The 19,314-nt window shown below is 68.2% G+C and carries 9 protein-coding genes; 5 read left to right on the top strand and 4 right to left on the bottom strand.

Annotation, left to right across the window (positions count from 1 at the left end):
* The first annotated feature begins 86 nt into the window (after positions 1-86).
* The 3 genes from B8V81_RS17655 (at position 87) to B8V81_RS17665 (ending at position 8,011) form a co-directional block, all read left to right on the top strand.
* Positions 87-2,831, top strand: a complete 2,745-nt coding sequence (locus B8V81_RS17655) for a glycosyl hydrolase family 18 protein (RefSeq protein ID WP_280522989.1) — start codon at positions 87-89, stop codon at positions 2,829-2,831.
* Positions 2,832-3,126: 295 nt separating this feature from the next.
* The gene (locus B8V81_RS17660) at positions 3,127-6,987 is read left to right on the top strand and encodes a glycosyltransferase family 39 protein (RefSeq protein WP_146000529.1); all 3,861 of its coding nucleotides are present in this window, start codon (positions 3,127-3,129) and stop codon (positions 6,985-6,987) included.
* A gap of 106 nt (positions 6,988-7,093) precedes the next feature.
* Positions 7,094-8,011, top strand: a complete 918-nt coding sequence (locus tag B8V81_RS17665; protein ID WP_028597762.1) for a DMT family transporter — start codon at positions 7,094-7,096, stop codon at positions 8,009-8,011.
* A 590-nt stretch (positions 8,012-8,601) separates the two neighbouring features.
* Here the strand turns inward: B8V81_RS17665 and B8V81_RS17670 are convergent.
* The 3 genes from B8V81_RS17670 to B8V81_RS17680 all read right to left on the bottom strand — a co-directional run bounded on the left by B8V81_RS17670 (position 8,602) and on the right by B8V81_RS17680 (position 11,050).
* Positions 8,602-9,516, bottom strand: a complete 915-nt coding sequence (locus B8V81_RS17670) for an AraC family transcriptional regulator (protein WP_028597763.1) — start codon at positions 9,514-9,516, stop codon at positions 8,602-8,604.
* An 82-nt stretch (positions 9,517-9,598) separates the two neighbouring features.
* Positions 9,599-10,084, bottom strand: coding sequence for a DinB family protein (locus tag B8V81_RS17675; protein WP_028597764.1), 486 nt, complete (start codon positions 10,082-10,084; stop codon positions 9,599-9,601).
* A gap of 63 nt (positions 10,085-10,147) precedes the next feature.
* Positions 10,148-11,050 carry a PhzF family phenazine biosynthesis isomerase gene (locus B8V81_RS17680; RefSeq protein ID WP_028597765.1) on the bottom strand — a complete coding sequence of 301 codons (903 nt, stop codon included), beginning with the start codon at positions 11,048-11,050 and terminating at the stop codon, positions 10,148-10,150.
* 157 nt (positions 11,051-11,207) lie between these two features.
* Between B8V81_RS17680 and B8V81_RS17685 the strand changes: the two genes are divergently transcribed.
* On the top strand, positions 11,208-17,900 hold the full coding sequence (locus tag B8V81_RS17685; protein WP_101808872.1) for an RICIN domain-containing protein: 6,693 nt from the start codon (positions 11,208-11,210) through the stop codon (positions 17,898-17,900).
* A gap of 135 nt (positions 17,901-18,035) precedes the next feature.
* Entirely contained in the window at positions 18,036-18,281 is a 246-nt protein-coding gene (locus B8V81_RS17690) for a DUF2164 domain-containing protein (protein WP_101808873.1), read from the top strand.
* 124 nt (positions 18,282-18,405) lie between these two features.
* Here the strand turns inward: B8V81_RS17690 and B8V81_RS17695 are convergent, their stop codons facing one another.
* Positions 18,406-19,122: a glycosyltransferase gene (locus B8V81_RS17695; protein ID WP_101808874.1), complete on the bottom strand. Its 717-nt coding sequence runs from the start codon at positions 19,120-19,122 to the stop codon at positions 18,406-18,408.
* Between the last annotated feature and the right edge of the window lie 192 nt (positions 19,123-19,314).

Consider the following 19,314-nt stretch of genomic DNA (forward strand, 5'->3'; position numbering starts at 1 on the left):
CCATTCTTCCGCAGAGGTGATCGAGGTTGAACAGACGATGGAAACAGAAGGTTGCCACAAAGCTAGCCTCTTTTTTATGCTTGACCTTGCTCGCAGGGCTAGTCTCCCTGCCGGCATCCGCAACCGCCGCGGAGGGCCCGCCTCCGCCGCCGACGAATCTGCAGGTGTCGGAAATCAAGGGACGTTCCGCCATGCTGACCTGGGATCTCAACGACCGGCATGATCCGGACAAAGGGTATGACATCTATGTCGCGAAGGACAAGACAAAGCCGGACAGCGGCTTCAACTACCAGGGCTGGTTCGCAGATCCGCCGGTCACGCTCGGAGGACTGGAGCCTGAGACGGAGTACACGTTCTACATCCGTCAGGCCAGCGTTTCCGGCTCGAGCGTGCCGAGCGAGCGGATCACCTTCACGACGGCAGCCGATACGGCGACCGCTCCTCCCGCTCCTCTCAAGAAGCCCCATCAGCCTCGAGTGACGGAAGTAACGTACGAGTCGCTGACGATCCAGTTCGACAACGTTCCCGGAGCCGACGGATATGACGTATACAGCCGCACGAACTGGCTGGCCGGCATCTGGAACGGCTCTGGCACCTACAAGCTGGACGCCTCCAAGCTGACCGTCGGGCAAGAAGTCTACCTGCAGGTCGCCGCGCAGGACTCGTCGAAAGCGAGACCGAACTCGCCGAAAAGCGATCCGATCCGCCTGATCTGGGGCCAGCTCGACGCGCCGAAGGACGTGCAGGTCGTCACGGCGACGAAGTCCGAGGTCACGCTCGGATGGGCGACCGTTGCAGGCGCGACGTATTATGAAATCTACTCCGGCGGCAAGCTTCTCGGCACTTCGGCGGAGCCGCGCTATCTGGCGACGGGGCTGAAGACGAGCCAGCCGTACTATTTCACGGTCGTGGCCAAGAACGATCTGTGGACATCTCCGACGAGCGCTCGCGTCAAGGCGACGCCGGGCCACAACTACAATCTCGTCTACTACTACGCCTCGTGGGCTCGCAGCGAAACCGGCCGCGACTTCCAGCCATCCGACATTGATACGAGCCAGCTGACGCATATCAACTACGCGTTCGCAGACATCTGCTGGGGCGGCTATGGCGAAAGCGGCAAGGAATGCCAGAATCCGGAAATCGCCGACCAATCCGGCTATGTGTTCGACGGCAGCATGGTCATTGGCGCGCCGGCCGACGACATGCCGAACTTCGCCGAGCTCAGGACGATGAAGCAGCGCGATCCGGACTTCAAGCTCATGGTTTCCGTCGGCGGCTGGAGCTGGTCCAAGTATTTCTCGAGGCTGGCCGCTGCGGAAGAGACCCGTCTGACATTCGCTCAAACCGCGCTGCAGTATTTGCGCAGCAACGGCTTCGACGGACTCGACATCGACTGGGAATATCCGGTCGAAGGCGGGGAGGACGACAACGACCGCAGCCCGGACGATCCCCAGAACTTCACGCTGCTCATGAAGACGCTGCGCGAGACGCTGGACGCCGCCGGTCAAAAGGACGGCAAGTACTACCTGCTGACCATCGCTTCGGGACAAGGCGACAATTTCACGCGCAACGCCGACTTTACGAATTCCGTGCCTTACCTCGACTTCGTCAACATCATGACCTACGACTACAGCGGCGGCTGGCACAGCTCCGCCTACCACAACGCGCCGCTCTACTACGATCCGGCCAACAAGCAATCGACCGCTCCGCGCAACAACGTGGCCGGCGGGGCAGCGGGCCATCTGAAGGGCGGCGTGCCGAACTACAAGCTCGTCCTCGGCGTGCCGTTCTACGGCAACGGCTGGATCGGATGCTCGGGCGAGTACGGAGAGTGCGCCTCTCCATCCACAGACGGCACATGGGAAGCGGGCAAGTTCGACTTCACCGACCTGGAAGAGAACTATGTCACCCAATCGACCTACAAGCGGCATTGGAACGACAAAGCCAAAGTGCCTTATCTGTTCAACGAGAAAACAGGCACGTTCATCTCTTATGACGATGAGGAATCCATCACGTACAAGGCGATCCATGTGCGGAAGGAAAATCTGGCCGGCATCATGAACTGGGAAATTTCCGGCGACCGCAACCGGACGCTGACGACACGGATCTTCGAGGAGCTGCCGATCTACGGCAATCCGAGCCAGGCTCGTCCGGAGCCGACTCCGACGCCGACACCGACGCCGGAGCCGCCGATCTACTGGATTCCTACGTCGACGCCTTCTCCGTCGGCATCGCCAAGCGCGACGCCGGCTCCAAGCGCGACCCCGGCGCCTTCAAATGCGCCGTCCGTCGAGACGCCTCGCGATGCGGTCGGGCATTGGGCGGAGAACGATATCGTCAAAGCGATCCAGCTCGGCCTCTTCCAAGGCTATCCGGACGGATCGTTCCAGCCGAACGAAAAGACGACTCGCGGCATGCTGGCCGTCCTGGTCAGCCGTCTGCTGCCTCCTACGAGCGCAGCCGCGCCTGCGCCGTTCAAGGATGCGGACCGCTTCCCGGCCTGGTCGGCGGATGCGATCGTCCAGGTCCAGGCTCTCGGCCTGATCCGAGGCTATGAGGACGGGACGTTCCGACCGGACAAAGCGATCACTCGAGCGGAGCTGCTCACGCTGCTCGCTCGAGCGGCCGGATGGCCGCCGGCATCCGGCGCCGCCACCTCCTTCATGGATGACGCCCTCATCCCGGCATGGTCCAAGTCCGCCGTTCAAGCCGCTGCCGACAAAGGGCTGCTGAACGGCAGGGAAGACGGCAGCTTCGATCCGCAAGGCATCGCGACGCGGGCGGAAACGGCCGCGCTCGTGCTCCGGTTCTTGAGCGAGCTGACGAAATAAGATCATTGGCCTCGGCACGGTCCCCATTTACAAAAAAACGAGAAAAGGACGCGGCCTCGAGCGAGGCCCGTCCTTTTTCCTATTCCGGAGCGGCCTTTCGGCAGCGGAGCGGCAGCCGGCAGCCGTTTTTCCTCCTGCGCGCCGATAAATTTCCCCTTGCGCCCGGCCTTCCTCTCCTGCAAAGGTGAAAGAGATCGAATCCGCTCGGAAGCTGCGTCTTTTGAGGGTGTCGCAAGCGGGTCCGGTATGCTAATCTGGTAGAAGTCATGCAGCCAGGAGAGGATGGTAGGACGAAGTGAAGCTTACATACATACGCCCGGCCTTGGCGATCCTGCTGGTCGCCATCATGGCGCTGGCCGGCCGGCCTCCGGCCTATGCCGCGACGGAGCTGATCGTCAACGGCAGCTTCGAGGCGTCCCAGGACGGGCTGCCGCAAGGCTGGACCAAAGACGGCTACAAGCTCGACGAATCGGTGACGGCATGGACGCTGGAGCAGGGCAGCGGCTCCGATCCCGCGCATTACGTCCGGGTCGCGAGCCAGCAGCCGAACGACGCCCGCTGGCTGCAAAAGGTCGCGGTCAAGCCGGACACGCTGTACAAGCTCAGCGGCATGATCCGCGCATCCGGCGTGCCGTCCGGCTCGGCCGGCGCGAACCTGTCCGTGCTCGGCGTGCTGGACACGTCCGCGCCGGCATTCGATACCGCGGGCGTCTGGCAGCAGGTCGAGCTGTACGGACGGACCGGTCCCGAGCAGCAGGAGCTCGACGTCGCCCTTCGTCTCGGCGGCTACGGCAGCGAGACGACCGGCACGGCCGATTTCGCCGCCGTCTCGCTCGTCGAGGTCGAGGGAGAAGCGGCGGCGAACGCCGTTTCGTTCGATCCGTCGACCGTAGCGCCGGGCTCGGGCGGCGATTCCTCCGCCGGCGCCGGCGCGCCGGGCTTCCTCATGCCGCTGGCGATCATCGGCGGCATCGCCTTCGCGGCGGCGCTGTACATCGGCTGGAGCGCGATCTTCGGCCGCCGCGTCTCCGCCGGCTTGGCCGCGGAGCTGCGGCGGCAGCCGGAGCCGGGCCGCTCCGGCCGCGCGATCTGGCTCGTGCTGGGAGCCGGCCTGCTGCTGCGGCTGCTGCTCGCGCCGACGATGCAGGGCCATCCCGTCGACTACACCGACTTCAGCCTATGGGCGCAGCGGGCGTACGAGACGGGCTTGAACGGATTTTTCGAGGACGGCGTGTTCGCGGACTATCCGCCGGGCTACATCTACGTCCTGTGGGTGCTGGGGATGCTCAAAAGCGCGCTGGGACTCGGCTTCGGAGCCGGACCCGAGATCCTGCTCGTCAAGCTGCCGGCGCTGCTCGCGGATCTCGCCGCCGGCTGGCTGCTGTACGATCTGGCCCGCCGCCGCTTCGGCACGAGGCTGAGCGCGTTTCTGGCGGCGCTGTACGTGTTCAGCCCGGCCGTCTGGCTCGACTCCGCCCTGTGGGCGCAGGTCGATTCCGTCATGACGCTGCTCGTGCTGCTGGCCGTGCGTGCGCTGACGTCGAGCCGCTACGCCTCCGGCGCGGCTTGGCTCGCCGTCGCCGTGCTCGTCAAGCCGCAGGCGGTGCTTTTCCTGCCGCTGCTGCTGTTCGCGCTGCTCTCGAGCCGCCGGCCGGCCGATTGGCTCAAGGCCGCCGGGGCCGGCATCGGCAGCGCGCTGCTGCTGCTCCTGCCGTTCGCGATCGGCAGGGAGCCGGGCTGGATCATCGAGCATTACGGCAACATGTTCGCTTCCTACCCTTACGCCACGCTCAACGCCTTCAACCTGTACGGGCTGCTCGGCTACAACGGCATCGAGACGACCCGCACCTGGCTCGGCCTGGAGCTCTCGGCATGGGGCAACGTCGGGGCGCTCGCCGCGCTCGTGGCGATGGGGCTGATCTGCTGGAAAAAAGGCCGCGAAGGGCTTTATCTGGCGGCCTTCGCCGGAGCCCTGCTCGTCTTCCTGCTGAAGACCGGCATGCATGAGCGCTACCTATATCCCGCGCTCGCGTTCGCGCTGGCGGCGTTCATCGTCTCCGGCAGCAAGCGGCTGCTCGCGTTGTACGGCGCGCTGACGCTCACGGTGCTGGCGAATACGGCGCCGGTGCTGCGGGACGCGATCGAGCAGAGCTTCTACCGGGCCAACGGCGACGGCCTCATGGTGACGGTATCGCTGCTCCAGCTGCTCGCCGGCGCGGCGCTCGTCCATCTGGTCGTCCAGCTCGTCCGCGGCCGCTCGTACGGATCGCTGGCGCTGGCCGCCGGCGGCGCGTGGAAGCTGCCGGACGCGCCTGCGCCACAGCGGGCAGCCGGCTCCGCGGCTTCCGCGAACGAGCCGTCCGGTCCCGAGCCGTACGAGGACACGACCCGCATATCACGGCGCAAGGAATGGCTGCCGATCGCGGGCCTGGTCGCCGTCTACGCCATCCTCATGTTCTGGCAGCTCGGCGACGCCAAGGCGCCGTCCACGCCGTGGGCGCCGACGCAGGCCAGCCATGAGGTGACGGTGCAGCTCGAGGGAGGTCCGCAGCCGGCCGATCATGTCATGCTGTACGCCGGCATCGGCAGCGGCACGGTGCAGGTCGCCTTGTCCGCGGACGGCACGACGTTCGGCGCTCCGGCCGAGCAGAAGCTCGACGGCGGCACCGTCTTCCAGTGGAAGTCGATCGGCATCGGCGGACAGACGATCCAGGCGGTGCGCATCACCGGCACGCCGGGCGTCGTCCTGTACGAAGCGGGAGTGATCGACGCCGACGGCCGGACGATGCCGCTGCTGGATACGGGCGGCTCGCCGCTGTTCGACGAGCAGTCGCTCGTGCCGGCAAAGCCTTCGTACAAGAACAGCATGTACTTCGACGAGATCTACCACGCGCGCACGGCGTTCGAGCATCTGCATCGGATCGAGCCGTACGAGACGACGCATCCGCCGCTCGGCAAGGTCATCATCATGGCGGGCGTCTCGATCTTCGGCATGAACCCGTTCGGCTGGCGGGTGATGGGAGGACTGGCGGGGCTGCTGCTCATCCCGGCGATGTACGCGCTGGCGCGGGGCCTGTTCAACTCGCGCAAGGCCGGCCTGCTGGCCGCCTCGCTCATCCTGCTCGACTTCATGCCGCTCGTGCAGTCGCGGATCGGCACGGTCGATACGTACGCCGTCCTGTTCATCCTTCTCAGCTACCACTTCATGAACCGGTTCCTGCAGCGCAACGTCGTCGGAGCGAGGCTGTGGCCGGCGCTGCAGGCGTTCGCGCTGTCCGGCGTCTTCTTCGGGCTCGGAGCGTCGGTCAAATGGGTCGGCGTCTACTCCGGCGCAGGCCTGGCCGTCCTGTTCTTCGGCTCGATATACCGGCGGTGGAAGGCTTCGCGCGAGGGAGCGCCAGGCGTGTCCGGGGCTTCGCGCGGAGCGGACGCGGCTCGCGGCGGCGCAGGAATTCCGCGCGGAGCGGAGGCGGCGGCCGCGGAAAGCCGCGTGCCGGCGAAGCTGATCGGCGCGGGCTTCCTGTTCTTCGTCGCCGTGCCCGCCGTCGTCTACGCGCTGACGTACATCCCGTTCATGCTCGTGCCGGGGCCGGGCCACGGCCTGCGCAACGTCATCGAGTTCCAGAAGTTCATGTACGACTACCATTCCAAGCTCGTGGCGACGCATCCGTTCGCCTCGACCTGGTGGGAGTGGCCGATCATCCGCCGGCCGATCTGGTACTATGGCGGCTCCGGCCTAGCCGAGGGCCAGATCGCCAGCATCATGAGCCTCGGCAACCCGCTCATCTGGTGGGCCGGCATTCCGTGCGCGCTCGCTGCCTTCGCGGCCGCCTGGAAAAGACGCAGCCGCGCGCTGCTCGTCATTACGATCGGGCTGCTCTCGCAGTACCTGCCGTGGGTCGGCATTCCGCGCCTGACGTTCATCTACCACTACTACGCGACGGTGCCGTTCCTCATCCTGTGCATCGTGTACGTGCTGATCCGCCTGCCGGAGAAGATGGACCGAAGCTCGGCGAACCTGGCGACGGGACTTTATGTGGGAATTGCGGCCGCGCTGCTGGCGATGTTCTATCCGGTGCTGACCGGCCTCACGATCAGCCGCAGCTACGCGGAGCATTTCCTCAAGTGGTTCGGCAGCTGGACGTTCTTCTCCTGACGGGGAGAGGACTCCGCCGACAAGGCAAAAGGCAAAAGGACGAAGCGCCTGCCGCTTCGTCCTTTTGCCTTTTGCTGCGATTGATACAGAAAGGAAGGGAATGGCCATGACCAAGCCGCTCGCGGCCGCGCTCGTAACGCTCAGCCTCATTTGGGGAGGCTCGTTTTTCTTCATCAAGATTCTGCTGGAGGAGGCCGGGCCGTGGATGATCGCCTTCCTCCGCGCCGGCGCAGGGCTCGTCGCCATCACCGCCGTCATGCTTGCGCTGCGGCAGCCGTTCTCGCTGCGCTCGCTGCCTTGGCTGCCGATGGCCGTCATGGCGACGTTCAACACGACGGTGCCGTGGGCGCTCATCCCGCTCAGCGAGACGAGGCTGACGAGCAGCGTCGCCTCGGTGCTCAACGCGACGACGCCGCTTTGGACGCTCGTCGTCGGGGCGCTTTTTTTCGCCGGCAAGCCGGGGCCGAAGCAGTGGGGAGGCATCCTCGTCTCGCTCGCCGGCATCCTCGTGCTGCTCGGCGTCAATCCGGCGACGATCATTTCGGTCGACGGCTTCGGCTTCCTGTGCATGATGGGCGCGACGCTCTGCTACGGCATCGGCTCGCAGCTGTCCAAGCGGCTGAGCGGACTGACGATGTACCAGTCGACCTTCGGCACGCTGCTCGTGGCGACCGTCTCCTGCGGCGCGATCGCGCTCGTCCGCGATCCGCTGCCGGTGGAAGCGCTCGGGTCGGGACCGTTCCTCGGGGCGCTCGTCGGCCTCGGCGTATTCGGCTCCGGGATCGCCTACATCCTGTTCTATTACCTGATCCAAAAAGGAAGCCCGGAGCTCGCCACGATGGTCACCTATCTAGTGCCGGCGACCGCGATCCTGTGGGGCTTCCTGCTGCTCGGCGAGGAGCTGCGCTGGAACTTGCTCGCCGGGCTCGCGATCATCCTCGCCGGCGTATTCCTGGCGACGAGGCCTTCCCGTCCGGCGTCAGCGCCGGCTCGAAGCGGCGTCGACGGGGCGCAGCGGGAGTAGCTGGAAGATAAGGAGTCATAGGGACAGAGCCAAGGTCTATGAAAAGATCTTGGCTCCGTCCTTTTTTCTTGCACTCGTACCGTGCGGCGTGCAGGCGGTGCGAGGAGGCGATGACGGGGTCGAGAGTACCGTCGTGCGGCGTGCAGGCGGTGCGAGGAGGCGATGACGGGGTCGAGAGTACCGTCGTGCGGCGTGCAGGTGGTGCGAGGAGACGACGACGGGGTCGAGAGTACCGTCGTGCGGCGTGCAGGTGGTGCGAGGAGATGACGCCCACGCGCAGAAAAACCGCGCGTAGCCCGCGCGGCCGGCGCGCCAGCGAAGCCTACGCGCGTGAAAACCGCGCGTAGCCCGCGCGACCGTCGCGCCAGCGAAGCCTACGCGCGTGAAAACCGCGCGTAGCCCGCGCGGCCGGCGCGCAGGCGAAGCCTACGCGCGTAAAAACCGTGCGTAGCCCGCGCGGCCGTCGCGCCAGCGAAGCCTACGCGCGTGAAAACCGCGCGTAGCCCGCGCGGCCGGCGCGGTCGGCGCACGCTCCCATGCAAAAAGGCCAGCGCACGGATGCCGTGTGCTGGCCTTTTTGCTTGGAACGATTACGACGACGTCAGCTTCACCGGCACCCAGATCTCGGTCACGGCGTCCGTATCGGGACCGCCGTCCTCCAGGTACAGCTCCAGCTCCGGGCCGCCCGCGTGCTCGTAGCCGGTGGACGGGAACCACTCCGAGAAGATGCGCTTCGTGACGCTCTGCACCGACTCCGGCAGCGGCCCGGCCGCGGTGAAGACGGCCCACGTGGAGGCGGGCACCTCGCGCTCGACGAACTCGGCGCCGGCATGCTCGAACGGCGCCGGCACCGTCCCGGCAGGAGCTTCCACGGCGATCATGTAGCGGAACCGCTCCGTCTCGTCCTTGTCGCTAGCCGTGCCGTCGATCATGCGGAAGTCCGTGCAGGCGCCGATCAGCGGCTGGCCCGGCTGGAGCTTCAGCACACGATCGATCGTGCCGTTCGGCCCGCTCTCTTGCCAGAACTGCGGGATGCGCCGGAAGTTCTCGCCGTTCTCGCAGCTGACGACGATCGATGCTCCGGCAATCGTGAAGCGGTCTCTTTTCTCGATCCGATAGTTCATTTCCATTTCTCCCTTCAGCGATAGATGGAAGCGCAGCTTCGGAAAGGCGACCAGGCGGCAGCCGGGCTGGCGGGCCATCGTCGGCGTGACGCCATGCGTCTTGCGGAACGCCTTGGCGAACGCCTCCGGCGACTCGTAGCCGTACTTGAGCGCGACATCGACGACCTTGATCCCGCTCGCGGCCAGCTCCTGCGCCGCTCTCGTGAGCCGCCGGCGCCGCACGTACTCGCCCAGCGGATAGCCGGTCAGAGCATGGAACATGCGCTGAAAGTGAAACGGCGACGAGTAGGCGTCCCGCGCCAGCGCCTCCACGTCGAGGCGTCCGTCCAGCAGCCGTTCGATCCGGTCGAGCGTGTCGTTCATTCGGGTCAGCCAATCCACGGCTTCGCGCCTCCTTCCTTGCTGATTGTATCGGGTTTCGCCGCCGTCAGCCTGTCTTAGACTGCTCCTCGCGGACCGATGCTCACAGCCCGAGCAGCCGGCGGTACAGCTTGATGACGCTCATGTGCAGCCCTTCGTGGTAAAGGGCGAGCGAGAGGAATTCGCGCGGCGTCGTCAGCAGGATGCCGGTCGACGTCGTATACGGCTCGACCGGTTCGTCGAGGCGGCCGGCGAGCGCGCCTTGCACCCGTCCGGGCTGCTCGCGCAGCAGCTCCAGCAGCTCCTCGAGCGCCGGCACGGGCTCATCCTGGTCCATCCAGGATGCCGGCGAGCTGCCGAAGTCGAACTGCGTGCGGAACGAAGCCGGCAGCGGAGACGGCAGCGCCGGCGCCTTGAAGGCGAAGCGCTCCAGCACGGCGACGAGATGGCCGGCGTTCCAGCGGATGGAGTTGCGGAAGCCGGACGGGATGAGGTCGCCCTGCAGCGGCGTCAGATCCTCGAGCTGCCGGACGGTGAGCGATCGCACGGCGTCGAGCTGGGCGAAGATTGCGGAATCGGATCGGGTCATAGGTTCAGTCTCCTTTTTATCGAGAAATGAGTCGGATGGGGCGCGAGACGGAGCGTCCTCGGGCTAAAGCGCCGGCAAGCTCCACTCCCGCACGAATACGGCGGAGCCGCGGATCTCGACCTCCCGCTCGCCGCCGCGCGGGACGACTCTGACATGGACCTTGCCGTCGCGGCCGACTTCTCGGCCTTGCTCGACGGTCAAGCGCAGCCCTTCCGGCGGCGCCGCGGCGATGCAGCGGTCCCAGTAAGCGCCGAGCACGCCGGAGGCGGTGCCGGTGACGGGATCCTCGACCGTGCCGGAGTACGGGGAGGAGAAGTGGCGGGCGTGGAGGCGGGCGTCCGCATGGACGGTCTCCAGGCAGAACGGATGGAGCGAGGCGCGCGGGAGCTCGGCCAGCAGCTCCGGGAACCGGCGGTTGTCCGGCCGCATGCGGGCGCAGGCGGCCAGTCCGCGCACAGGCACGCACAGCGTCCAGATGCCCGTGCTGCCGTAGACGATCGGCAGATCGGGATGCAGGTCCTGCTCCGCCAGCCCGATGGCGTCCGCAAGCTCCGCGCGCGAGCCGCCGAACGGCCGGAACTGCGGCGCGGCTTGGCGCATGACGAAGCTCGGCCTGCCGCTGCCGGCATCGCGCTCGACGCGGATCGGGAGCACGCCGGCCAGCGTCTCGACGGTGAGCGTGTCCAGGCCGTCCAGACGGCCGGCGGCTGCCAGCGCGGCGAGACAGGCCATCGTGCCGTGGCCGCATAGATCCATCTCATGTCCGGGCGTGAAGTAGCGGATGCGGAAGTCGGCGCGCTCCGAGGGCAGCACGAAGCAGGTCTCGTTGAAGCCGACGCGCGCGGCCAGATCGAGCATCTGCTCGTCGGTCAAGGCTTCGGCTTGGAGCACGACGCCTCCGGGATTGCCTTTGCCGGGCTCGTCGGCAAAAGCGTCGTAATGAAGAAAGGCCGTTTCGGCGATCATGACGTCCCTCCTTTTTCCCGCATTATAGCACGGCGGCTGGAGGAGCAAGGAAGATTCGTAGAAAAACACCTGCTTGCGATAAAAGCGCACCTCGAACATGGAAGCGGTTGCACCCTACACTGAAAGAGAATCTGTGGACAATCAAGGGGGTCAATCGATGAATCGAACGAGGTGGAAGCCGGTCGCGATGTCGCTGCTGGCGCTGCTGCTCTGGATCGGCAGCCTGCCGGCGCTGGCGGGAGCCGCGATGGCGGCGGACAGCGCGCAGCCGGAGCTGCCGCAGGGCAAGGTGCGCATCAAGAACCTGTGGAAAAGCAACTATCTGTACGAGGGCTCGGACGGCAAGGTGCGCTACGGCAAGACGAATCCGTCCGACGAGTCCTCGCACTGGACGGTCGAATGGCAGGAAGGCGGCGCTCTGCTGCGCAACGTCCGCACCGGCCACGTCGTCACGGCGGCGGGAGCGGGCGAGCTCGGCGCCGCGCTGCAGGCGAAGGAGACCGGCGCGCCGGGAGCGGAGGAGCGCTGGCGCATCGTGCCGACCGCGACGCGAGACTACTACAACCTCGTCAGCGCGGCGGACCCGGCGGGCAAGCGCGCGATCCACGAGGAGCGGCAGCTCGGCTGGGCGGAGCTCGGCTCGGACGTGAACCTCGGCTTCGACAGCCCGAAGTGGACGTTCGTGCCGCTGGACGCGCCGCAGCCGGTGCAGCTGGAGTCCCGCAGCCATCCGGGACAGGTCATGGTGGAATATGCGGCGAAGGACGGGGAGCCGACCGTCGGCTTCGCGGCGCGGCCGGCGACGGACCGGGCCTCCCAGTGGATGCTGGAGCCGGATGCGGCCAGCGGCGCGGTCGCGATCCGCAACGTCGGCTCCGGGCGCTATATCGTGCAGCGCGATCCGGACTGGGCGGCCGTGCGGACGGGCGAGCGGGACGGCGCGTCGCCCGGCCTGACGCTCTGGAAGCAGGAGGCCGCGGACGACGGCTGGTTCACGCTGGAGAACGTCCAGGCGTCCGGCAGCCTGCTGAACGCGCAGTTTCCGGACGATACGGACGTGCGCTCGAACGGCTGGCCGGGCGGCAAGGGCAATCCGACTGCGCATTGGCGGGCGGTCCCGCTCAGCGAGATCGAGCCGGTGCGTCTCGCGGCCTACACGGACGCGCAGCGGCCGACGGACTTCCTCTATGAGCAGGGCGGCGAGCTGAAGCATGGAGCCGTATCGGAGGCGCTCGGCAACGAAGCCGCCTCGCTGTGGCTCGTCGAGGACTACGACGGCGCGAAGCGGCTGCGGAGCGCGGCCAGCGGGCGCTACATCGTTCGCGGCGGCGCGTCCGGCGTGTCGCTCGCGGCGCAGGCGGCTCCTGGAGACGGCTCGACATGGGCGTTCACGGAGTCCGACGAGTACGACGACTACGTGACGATCGGCAGCGCCTCGGGCGAGGCGGCCTATGTGGCCGGCGGGGCGGACGGCATGGCGGCGATCAGCGGCGACGCCGCCTCGCTCGGCTCGCAGTGGCAGCTGGCCGATCCGAATACGCTGCCGGCGGGCGACGGACCGGTCTACCTCCGCATCCAGAACGCCTGGGGGCCGGACAACCGCTTTTACCTGTACGAATCGGAGGACGGCCTGCTCAAGTACGGCAACGCGCGCACGGACGGCCGGGATCAGTGGGTCGTCCACAAGTTCGAGGGGCGCAAGCTGATCGAGAACCGGGCGACCGGCCATCATGTCCGTCTCGGCGCCGAATACGGCGGCCGGATCGGGCTGGCGGCGCTGACGCCGGGCGAGGAGCGCTCCGGCGGCTACGTCTGGACGATCCGCAATGCCGGCGAAGGCGACATGCTCGTGAGCAGCGTGCGGGACAAGCATCCCGGCGAGCGGCCGCTGAAGTACATGTCCATCCAGAACTTGACGAAATACGCCGAGTACGGCGTCATCAACCCCGGCTGGTCGAGCCCGCGCTGGCGCTTCGTGCCGGTCGTGCCGGACAAGCAGCGGCTGTTCCGGTTCCGCATCGCCGGCACGGACGATCAGTATCTGCTCGATGTCCAGGCCGGAGCGGATGCTGCCGTCGGCACGGCGACGTACGGGCCGGCGGACGCTGCGGACCCGGCCTCGATCTGGTATCTGGAGGACGCCGGCGCCGCAGGCGTCGTGCGGCTCAAAAATCAGGGCAGCGGCCGTTATGCGGCGCTGGAGAACATCGCGGGCCATGAGGCCGACGACGAGCCGGCGGAATCGCCGCAGACGCTCGCTTCCGTCGGCTCCGACTGGGCCAGCGTCAAATGGGCGGTCGGCACCGTCGCGGATACCGTCTACTCCACGATCCAGAGCCGCTGGGCCGGGCATTATCTGCTCGCCGGACAGGCGGCGGACGGCTCGCCGGCGATCCGGCTGAGCAAGGCGGCCGGCGCCGGCGAGCGGGACGCGGCGCGCTTCATCGCCGAGCCGGCGGCCAGCGGGCCGAAGCAGCCGCCGCAGGAGCCGGTGCGCATCCGCTCGGCGTCCGGCCAAGGCTGGCTGTACGAGAATCCGTCCGGCATCGTGCTGTACGGCAGTCCGAGCGAGCGGGACGGCTCGTCGCATTGGACGCTCGAGCGTCGGGAGAGCGGCGGCTGGAGCATCCGCAACCGGGCGAGCGGCCATCTGCTCCGCTTGAACGCCGACTATCCGTTCCTGGAAAGCCTCGCCGCAGGGGAGGCGGCTCCGGAAGCGGCCGCCTGGGCGGCCGAGCAGACGGCCGACGGCGGCGCTTGGCTGCTGCGCAGCCTGTACGGCGAGTTCAGCGACGAATTCGTGCATGTCGGCAGCGGGGCCGGGTATGCGGAGCATGGACTGGCGCTCGATTCGGCGTCGACGGCGCGCTGGCAGCTCGAGCCGGCGCCGGCGGAGATGGAGCCGCCGGCGGCCGCGGAGCCGCGCAGCGCGGAGACGTCGACGCCGCTGCTGGCTTCGGCGCAAGCGGTCACGATCGCCCCGGCCGGAGCGCCGGACAGGCGGCTCGCCGATCGCGGCGGCCGGCCCGAGCTGACGGCAGCGGGCGAGGAGGATGCCGCGGCGCGCTGGCGGCTCGTGGACACGAACGGCCGCCAGCTGCTGCGCAACGAGGCGACGGGCGCTTACCTGGCGATGACGGCGGCGGGCGTGCCGGAGCTGCTGCCGGCCGGCGGCCTGCGCACGGCGGCAGGCGGGATCGCCGCCGAGGCGCAGTGGAGCGTGGAGGAGCGGCTCGGCTACCGCACGCTGCGGGCGGTCCAGGCGGCCGGTTATTTGGCGGCTGCGGATGGCGCCTCGCCTGTCCTTTCGGATGAGGCGGGAGCAGCCGCTGCCCGCTGGAGGCTGGAGCCGGTGCGGGCGGATGTCGTCTACCCGGCGGACAAGGCGTTCTTAGCCGGAGGCATGCGGCAGTTCGCCGTCACGGCTCCCGAGGCAGGGGCCTATGCGATCCGCCTCGCATGGGACGGCGCGGCGCCGGAGGCGGCCGGGCTGAAGCTGGCGGTCAACGGCCTGCCGGCCGCCGGCATCGCCTCCGCCTCTGGCTGGACGGCCGAGCTGCGCCGCGGCGTCAACGTCATTTCCGTGGCGGATGCGGGAACGCTCCGCTCGCTGACGGTAGAGGGCGGCATCGCTCCGGACGATCGCGGCGCGACGCCGGCCTACGTTTCCTATGAAGCGGAGCATATGGAGGCGAAGGGCGAGCGGATCGGCCCGTCGCGCCTGCATCGCACGCTCGCCTCGGAGGCTTCCGGCCGGGAGGCCGTCCTGCTCCGCGAGCAGGGCGACCAGGTCGAGTTCGCGAGCGCCGAGGCGGCGGACGCGCTCGTGCTGCGCTATTCCATCCCCGATACGCTCGACGGCTCGGAGCGCCAGCATACGCTTTCGCTTTATGTGGACAGGCAGTTCCGCCAGAGGCTGACGCTGACGAACCGCAATTCGTGGGTGTACGGCAGCTATCCGTGGTCGAACGATCCTGCCCAGGGCAGCGGCCACCGCTTCTACGACGAGGTGCGCGCCGTCATCGGCGACGTGCCGGCCGGCGCGCTGATCACGCTGCGAAAGGACGCCGGGGACGACGCGGCGACGTACGCGCTCGACCGGGTCGATCTGGAGCGGGCGGACGCGGCTTACGCCAAGCCGGACGGCTTCGTATCCGTGACGGACTACGGCGCGGTTGCCGGCGACGGGCAGGACGACACTGCCGCCTTGACGGCCGCGCTGGAGGCGGCCGCAGGCGGCGCGGCGGCCGGCGTCTGGTTCCCGGCGGGAAGCTTTGACTTTACGGACAAGCTGCTGGATCTCGGGGACGCGGTCATCCGCGGCGCGGGCGTCTGGCATACGGAGCTGAACGGGGCGCGCTTCTACGGCCACGGCGGCAAGGTCGGCGTCTACGACCTGTTCATCGACGGGGGCGTGGCGGAGCGCGACGACGAGGCGTTCGACAATGCGTTCCACGGCGCGTTCGGTCCCGGCTCGGTCATCCAGAACGTCTGGGTCGAGCATGCCAAGGCGGGGCTCTGGCTGACGCAGCCGATCGGCGAGAAGGCCCGCACGAAGGGGCTCTACATGGCCGGGCTGCGGCTGCGCAACCTGCTGGCGGACGGCATCAACTTCGCGGTCGGCACCTCGGACAGCTTGATGGAGCAGAGCGAGATCCGCTATCCGGGCGACGACGGCATCGCGATGTGGTCGTTCACCGATCCGAAGCTGGCCGATCAGAACGGAGCGGAGCGCACGCCGAGCGTGAACAATACGGCGCGCTTCAACACGGTGTCGCTGCCGTGGCTGGCGGACAACATCGCCGTGTTCGGCGGCCACGGCAACCGCATCCAGGACAATCTGCTTCAGGATACGGTCGTGAACGGAGCGGGCATCGCCGTATCGACGCGCTTCGCCGCGGAGCCGTTCGGCGGCGAGACGGTCGTCGAGCGCAACACGCTCGTGCGCGCCGGCAGCTTCGACAGCGGCTACGGCATTCCGCTCGGGGCGATCTGGCTGTTCGCCGGCGAGTCCGACCTCGCCGGCGGCGCGGGCAGCGTCGTCGTGCGGGACAACGTGGCGCGGGACAGCGCGTATGCGGGCATCACGGTCCATGGCTCGCATGAGCTGGGCTCCGTGCTGCTGCAGGACAACGTGCTCGACGGCTTGGGCACGAACGGGCTGGAGGCGGCCAAGACGAAGACGGACAACGAGCAGGGCTATCCGACCGGCAGCCTGGTGATCGACAACCTGATCGTGCGCGGCGAGCGGATGAGCGATGCCGCGGCCGGTCCGGCAGGCCGGCTGTCGCTGGAGGAATGGAACGAAGGCTTGGCCTCGCGGCCGAAGCCGTTCTCGGTCAAGCTGGCGGACGGACAGGGAGCGCGGTTCGTCCTGAAGGCCGGCGCATCGGCGGCAGTGGCCGTGCGGGATGCGGCCGGAGCGGATCGGACGGCCGAGGCGTCCGTCGCCTTCTGGCCGGCCGCGGCCGCATCGTATGCGGACGGCCGCCTGACCGCGCTGGCCGCCGGCCAGGCGACGGTGACGGTCCGTCTCGGCAACGATGAGCGGAAGTATACGCTGACGGTGCAGGAGGCGGATGCGGCAGCGACGCCGACTCCTGCGCCGAGCGCGACGCCGGCTCCGACGCCGGGCACGGGAGCCGGGCCGTCCGCGACGCCGACCCCGAGCGCGACGCCGACGCCGGCAGCGGCGAATGCGGCGGAAATGGCGCTGCTGGCCGCCATCGCGGAAGGCAAGGCGCAGGCGCGACTGCCGCTCGGAGCGGACGGCAGCCTGCGGCTGAGCCTGGACGCGCTCGCCCGCGCGGCCGCGGCCAAGCCGCAGCCGGAGCTGCTCGTGCAGGACGGAGGCGCCGAGCTGCGCCTGCAGCCGGCGGCGCTGCTGCGCGCGCTGCGGACGACGGCAGCGACGGGCGCGACGCCGGAGCTGGAGCTGGAGCTGCGGCTCGGCGACGCGGATGAAGCCGCGGCGGCAGCGCTGCGCCGCGCGGCGCTCGCGGCCGGGTTCCGTCCGGCCGGCACGGCGGCGGAGCTGAGCCTCGCCGCCGTCTGGGCGGGCGGCTCGCAGCCGCTGGCGTTCCGCCCGGCCGAGCGGCCGCGGCTGAGCCTCGGCGCCGCAGCCGGCGCGACCGCCCTGCTGAGGCTGGCCGCGCCGGACGGCTCGGCAGCCGCGCTGCCGGCGAGCTTCGCAGACGGCAAGGCGTCGGCGGCTCCGGCAGGCGGAGGCGCGTTTGTCGCCGCCGTGCGCACGGCGCCGGCGTTCGCCGACACGGCCGGCCACTGGGCGGCGGCCGACATCGGCCGCCTGGCCGGGCTCGGCCTGGCGCAAGGCGCCGGCGGCCGCTATGAGCCGGCGCGCGCCATCACGCGCGCGGAGCTGACCGCGCTGCTCGTCCGCGCGCTGCAGCTGCCGCCCGGCGACAGCGCGAACGCGCCGCGCGACGCAGCGGCCGGCGCCTGGCATGCCGCGGCGGTGCGCGCGGCGCTGGCCGCAGGCCTCGCGCAGGGCGACGCGGACGGACGCTTCCGTCCGAACGCGCCGGTCCGCCGCCAGGAGCTCGCCGCGCTCGCGACGCGGGCGGCAGAGCTGCTGCGCTCCTCGGCCGATGCGGCCGGAGCGTCCGCCGGAGCGCCGGGGGCGCCAGGCTCGACGGCGGCGAGCGCCGCCGCGCCGGCTTATGCCGACGCGGACGCGATCGCGCGCTGGGCGGCGGAGCCGGTCGCCGAGGCGTCCCGCCTCGGCCTGATGGCCGGCCTCGGCGGCCGCTTCGAGCCGGCCCGCGCCGTCACCCGCGCGGAGGCGGCTGCGGTGCTGGTCCGCCTGCTGCGGCTGGCGGAGCTGATCTAGCTCTCGGCGGTGGCCGCCTTTCGGCGTCAGAGCGAGCATTCGGGACCAAGCGGAGCGTCGTCCGCTTGGTCCCGTTTTGCTTGGCGCGGCAAAGCTTTATAATGGAGCCTGTCGAAGGAAAAAGGAGGAACCGACATGATGCCGATCAAGCTGCCGCTGGAGCAGAAAAAGGAGCTGGCGGAGCAGCTGCGAGACTTCGCGGACCGGGAGCTCGACCTCCCGCTCGGAACCATCGGCGCGGAAGCGCTGCTCGACCATATGATCGCCGCGCTGGCTCCGCATCTGTACAACAAAGGGGTCGAGGACGCGCTGAAGCTGCTGGGGCAGCGGATGCTGCAGGTCGAGGACGACCTGCACGCGCTCAAGCGCACGATCCGCTGAGCGGCCGGGTTGTCCGTCCCGGCGAAGCCCGGCTCGCGGGCGCAAGCCGAAAAGGGACCCGCAGCTGGCGGGTCCCTTTTCAGCTTGAATCTGCGTCCTGCGGCAATCTCCCGAATGCCGCAGGTCAGCCCGGCATGCGGGCGAGCTTCGTGCGGAGCATCGGCGCGTAGTAGGCTTTGAGCGACTCGAACTCAGGCATGATGCGCGACAAATGCTGGACGGTGCCCATGCCGGCATGGCGGCGGTACAGCGTGAGCGGCTCGTTCAAGTAATGCATGCCGACGTCGTTCAGCGCGATCCGCGCCCACAGGTCGTAGTCATGCGCGTAAGGCAGGCCGGGATTGAACCATCCGACATTCTGGATGAGGTCCCGCAGCATCATGACCGTGCAGCCGTTGACCGGACAGAAGTCGAGCATGGAGGCGATGAACGCTTTTTCCGTCGGGAATTTCACCATGCTCCACATCTGCGTGATCTGTCCGGTCTCGTTGATCGTGTGGAAGTCCGTGAAGCTGAACTGGGCGTTCTTCTCCAGCATGTAGGACACCTGGTTCAGCACTTTGTCGCGGGTGAACAGGTCGTCGGAGCTGAGCCAGGCGACGTATCGTCCGCTCGCGCATTGCATCCCGTAGTTGAGCGCGCTGGCTGTCCCGCCGTTCGCCTTGCTCAAGTAGACGATGCGATGGCGGTACGGATCGAGCAGATGCTGGTTCGTGGTCGAGCCGTCGTCGACGACGATGAGCTCGATCGAGGGATAGGACTGGTCGAGCACGCTCTGGATCGCTTGCGGAATGTACGGGCAGTTGTAAAACGGTATGACGACCGTGACCAACGGCAGCATAGCGGGCATCACCTCTTTGGATAAGCTGTCACCTCTATCCTATGAGCCTCGCGGCGCAAGCGATAGGGACAGATGACGAGCGCGAGCCGCCCAAGTTGCGGCCGCCGCCGCATATCAAAATCGGGAATAAACTTGCGGGCCGCTGTTATTCCGCTTTCATTGAATCCGGTTACAATCAGAAGAGACAAGTTG

It is taken from the genome of Paenibacillus pasadenensis (genome assembly GCF_002864175.1).
GTDB lineage: Bacteria > Bacillota > Bacilli > Paenibacillales > Paenibacillaceae > Paenibacillus_O > Paenibacillus_O pasadenensis.

What these genes read in the sequence shown, in the direction of transcription:
- B8V81_RS17695 (WP_101808874.1), bottom strand. Translation starts at nt 19,122, where the DNA reads ATGCTGCCGTTGGTCACGGTCGTCATACCGTTTTACAACTGCCCGTAC.
- B8V81_RS17685 (WP_101808872.1), top strand. Translation starts at nt 11,208, where the DNA reads ATGAATCGAACGAGGTGGAAGCCGGTCGCGATGTCGCTGCTGGCGCTG.
- B8V81_RS17680 (WP_028597765.1), bottom strand. Translation starts at nt 11,050, where the DNA reads ATGATCGCCGAAACGGCCTTTCTTCATTACGACGCTTTTGCCGACGAG.
- B8V81_RS17665 (WP_028597762.1), top strand. Translation starts at nt 7,094, where the DNA reads ATGACCAAGCCGCTCGCGGCCGCGCTCGTAACGCTCAGCCTCATTTGG.
- B8V81_RS17675 (WP_028597764.1), bottom strand. Translation starts at nt 10,084, where the DNA reads ATGACCCGATCCGATTCCGCAATCTTCGCCCAGCTCGACGCCGTGCGA.
- B8V81_RS17690 (WP_101808873.1), top strand. Translation starts at nt 18,036, where the DNA reads ATGATGCCGATCAAGCTGCCGCTGGAGCAGAAAAAGGAGCTGGCGGAG.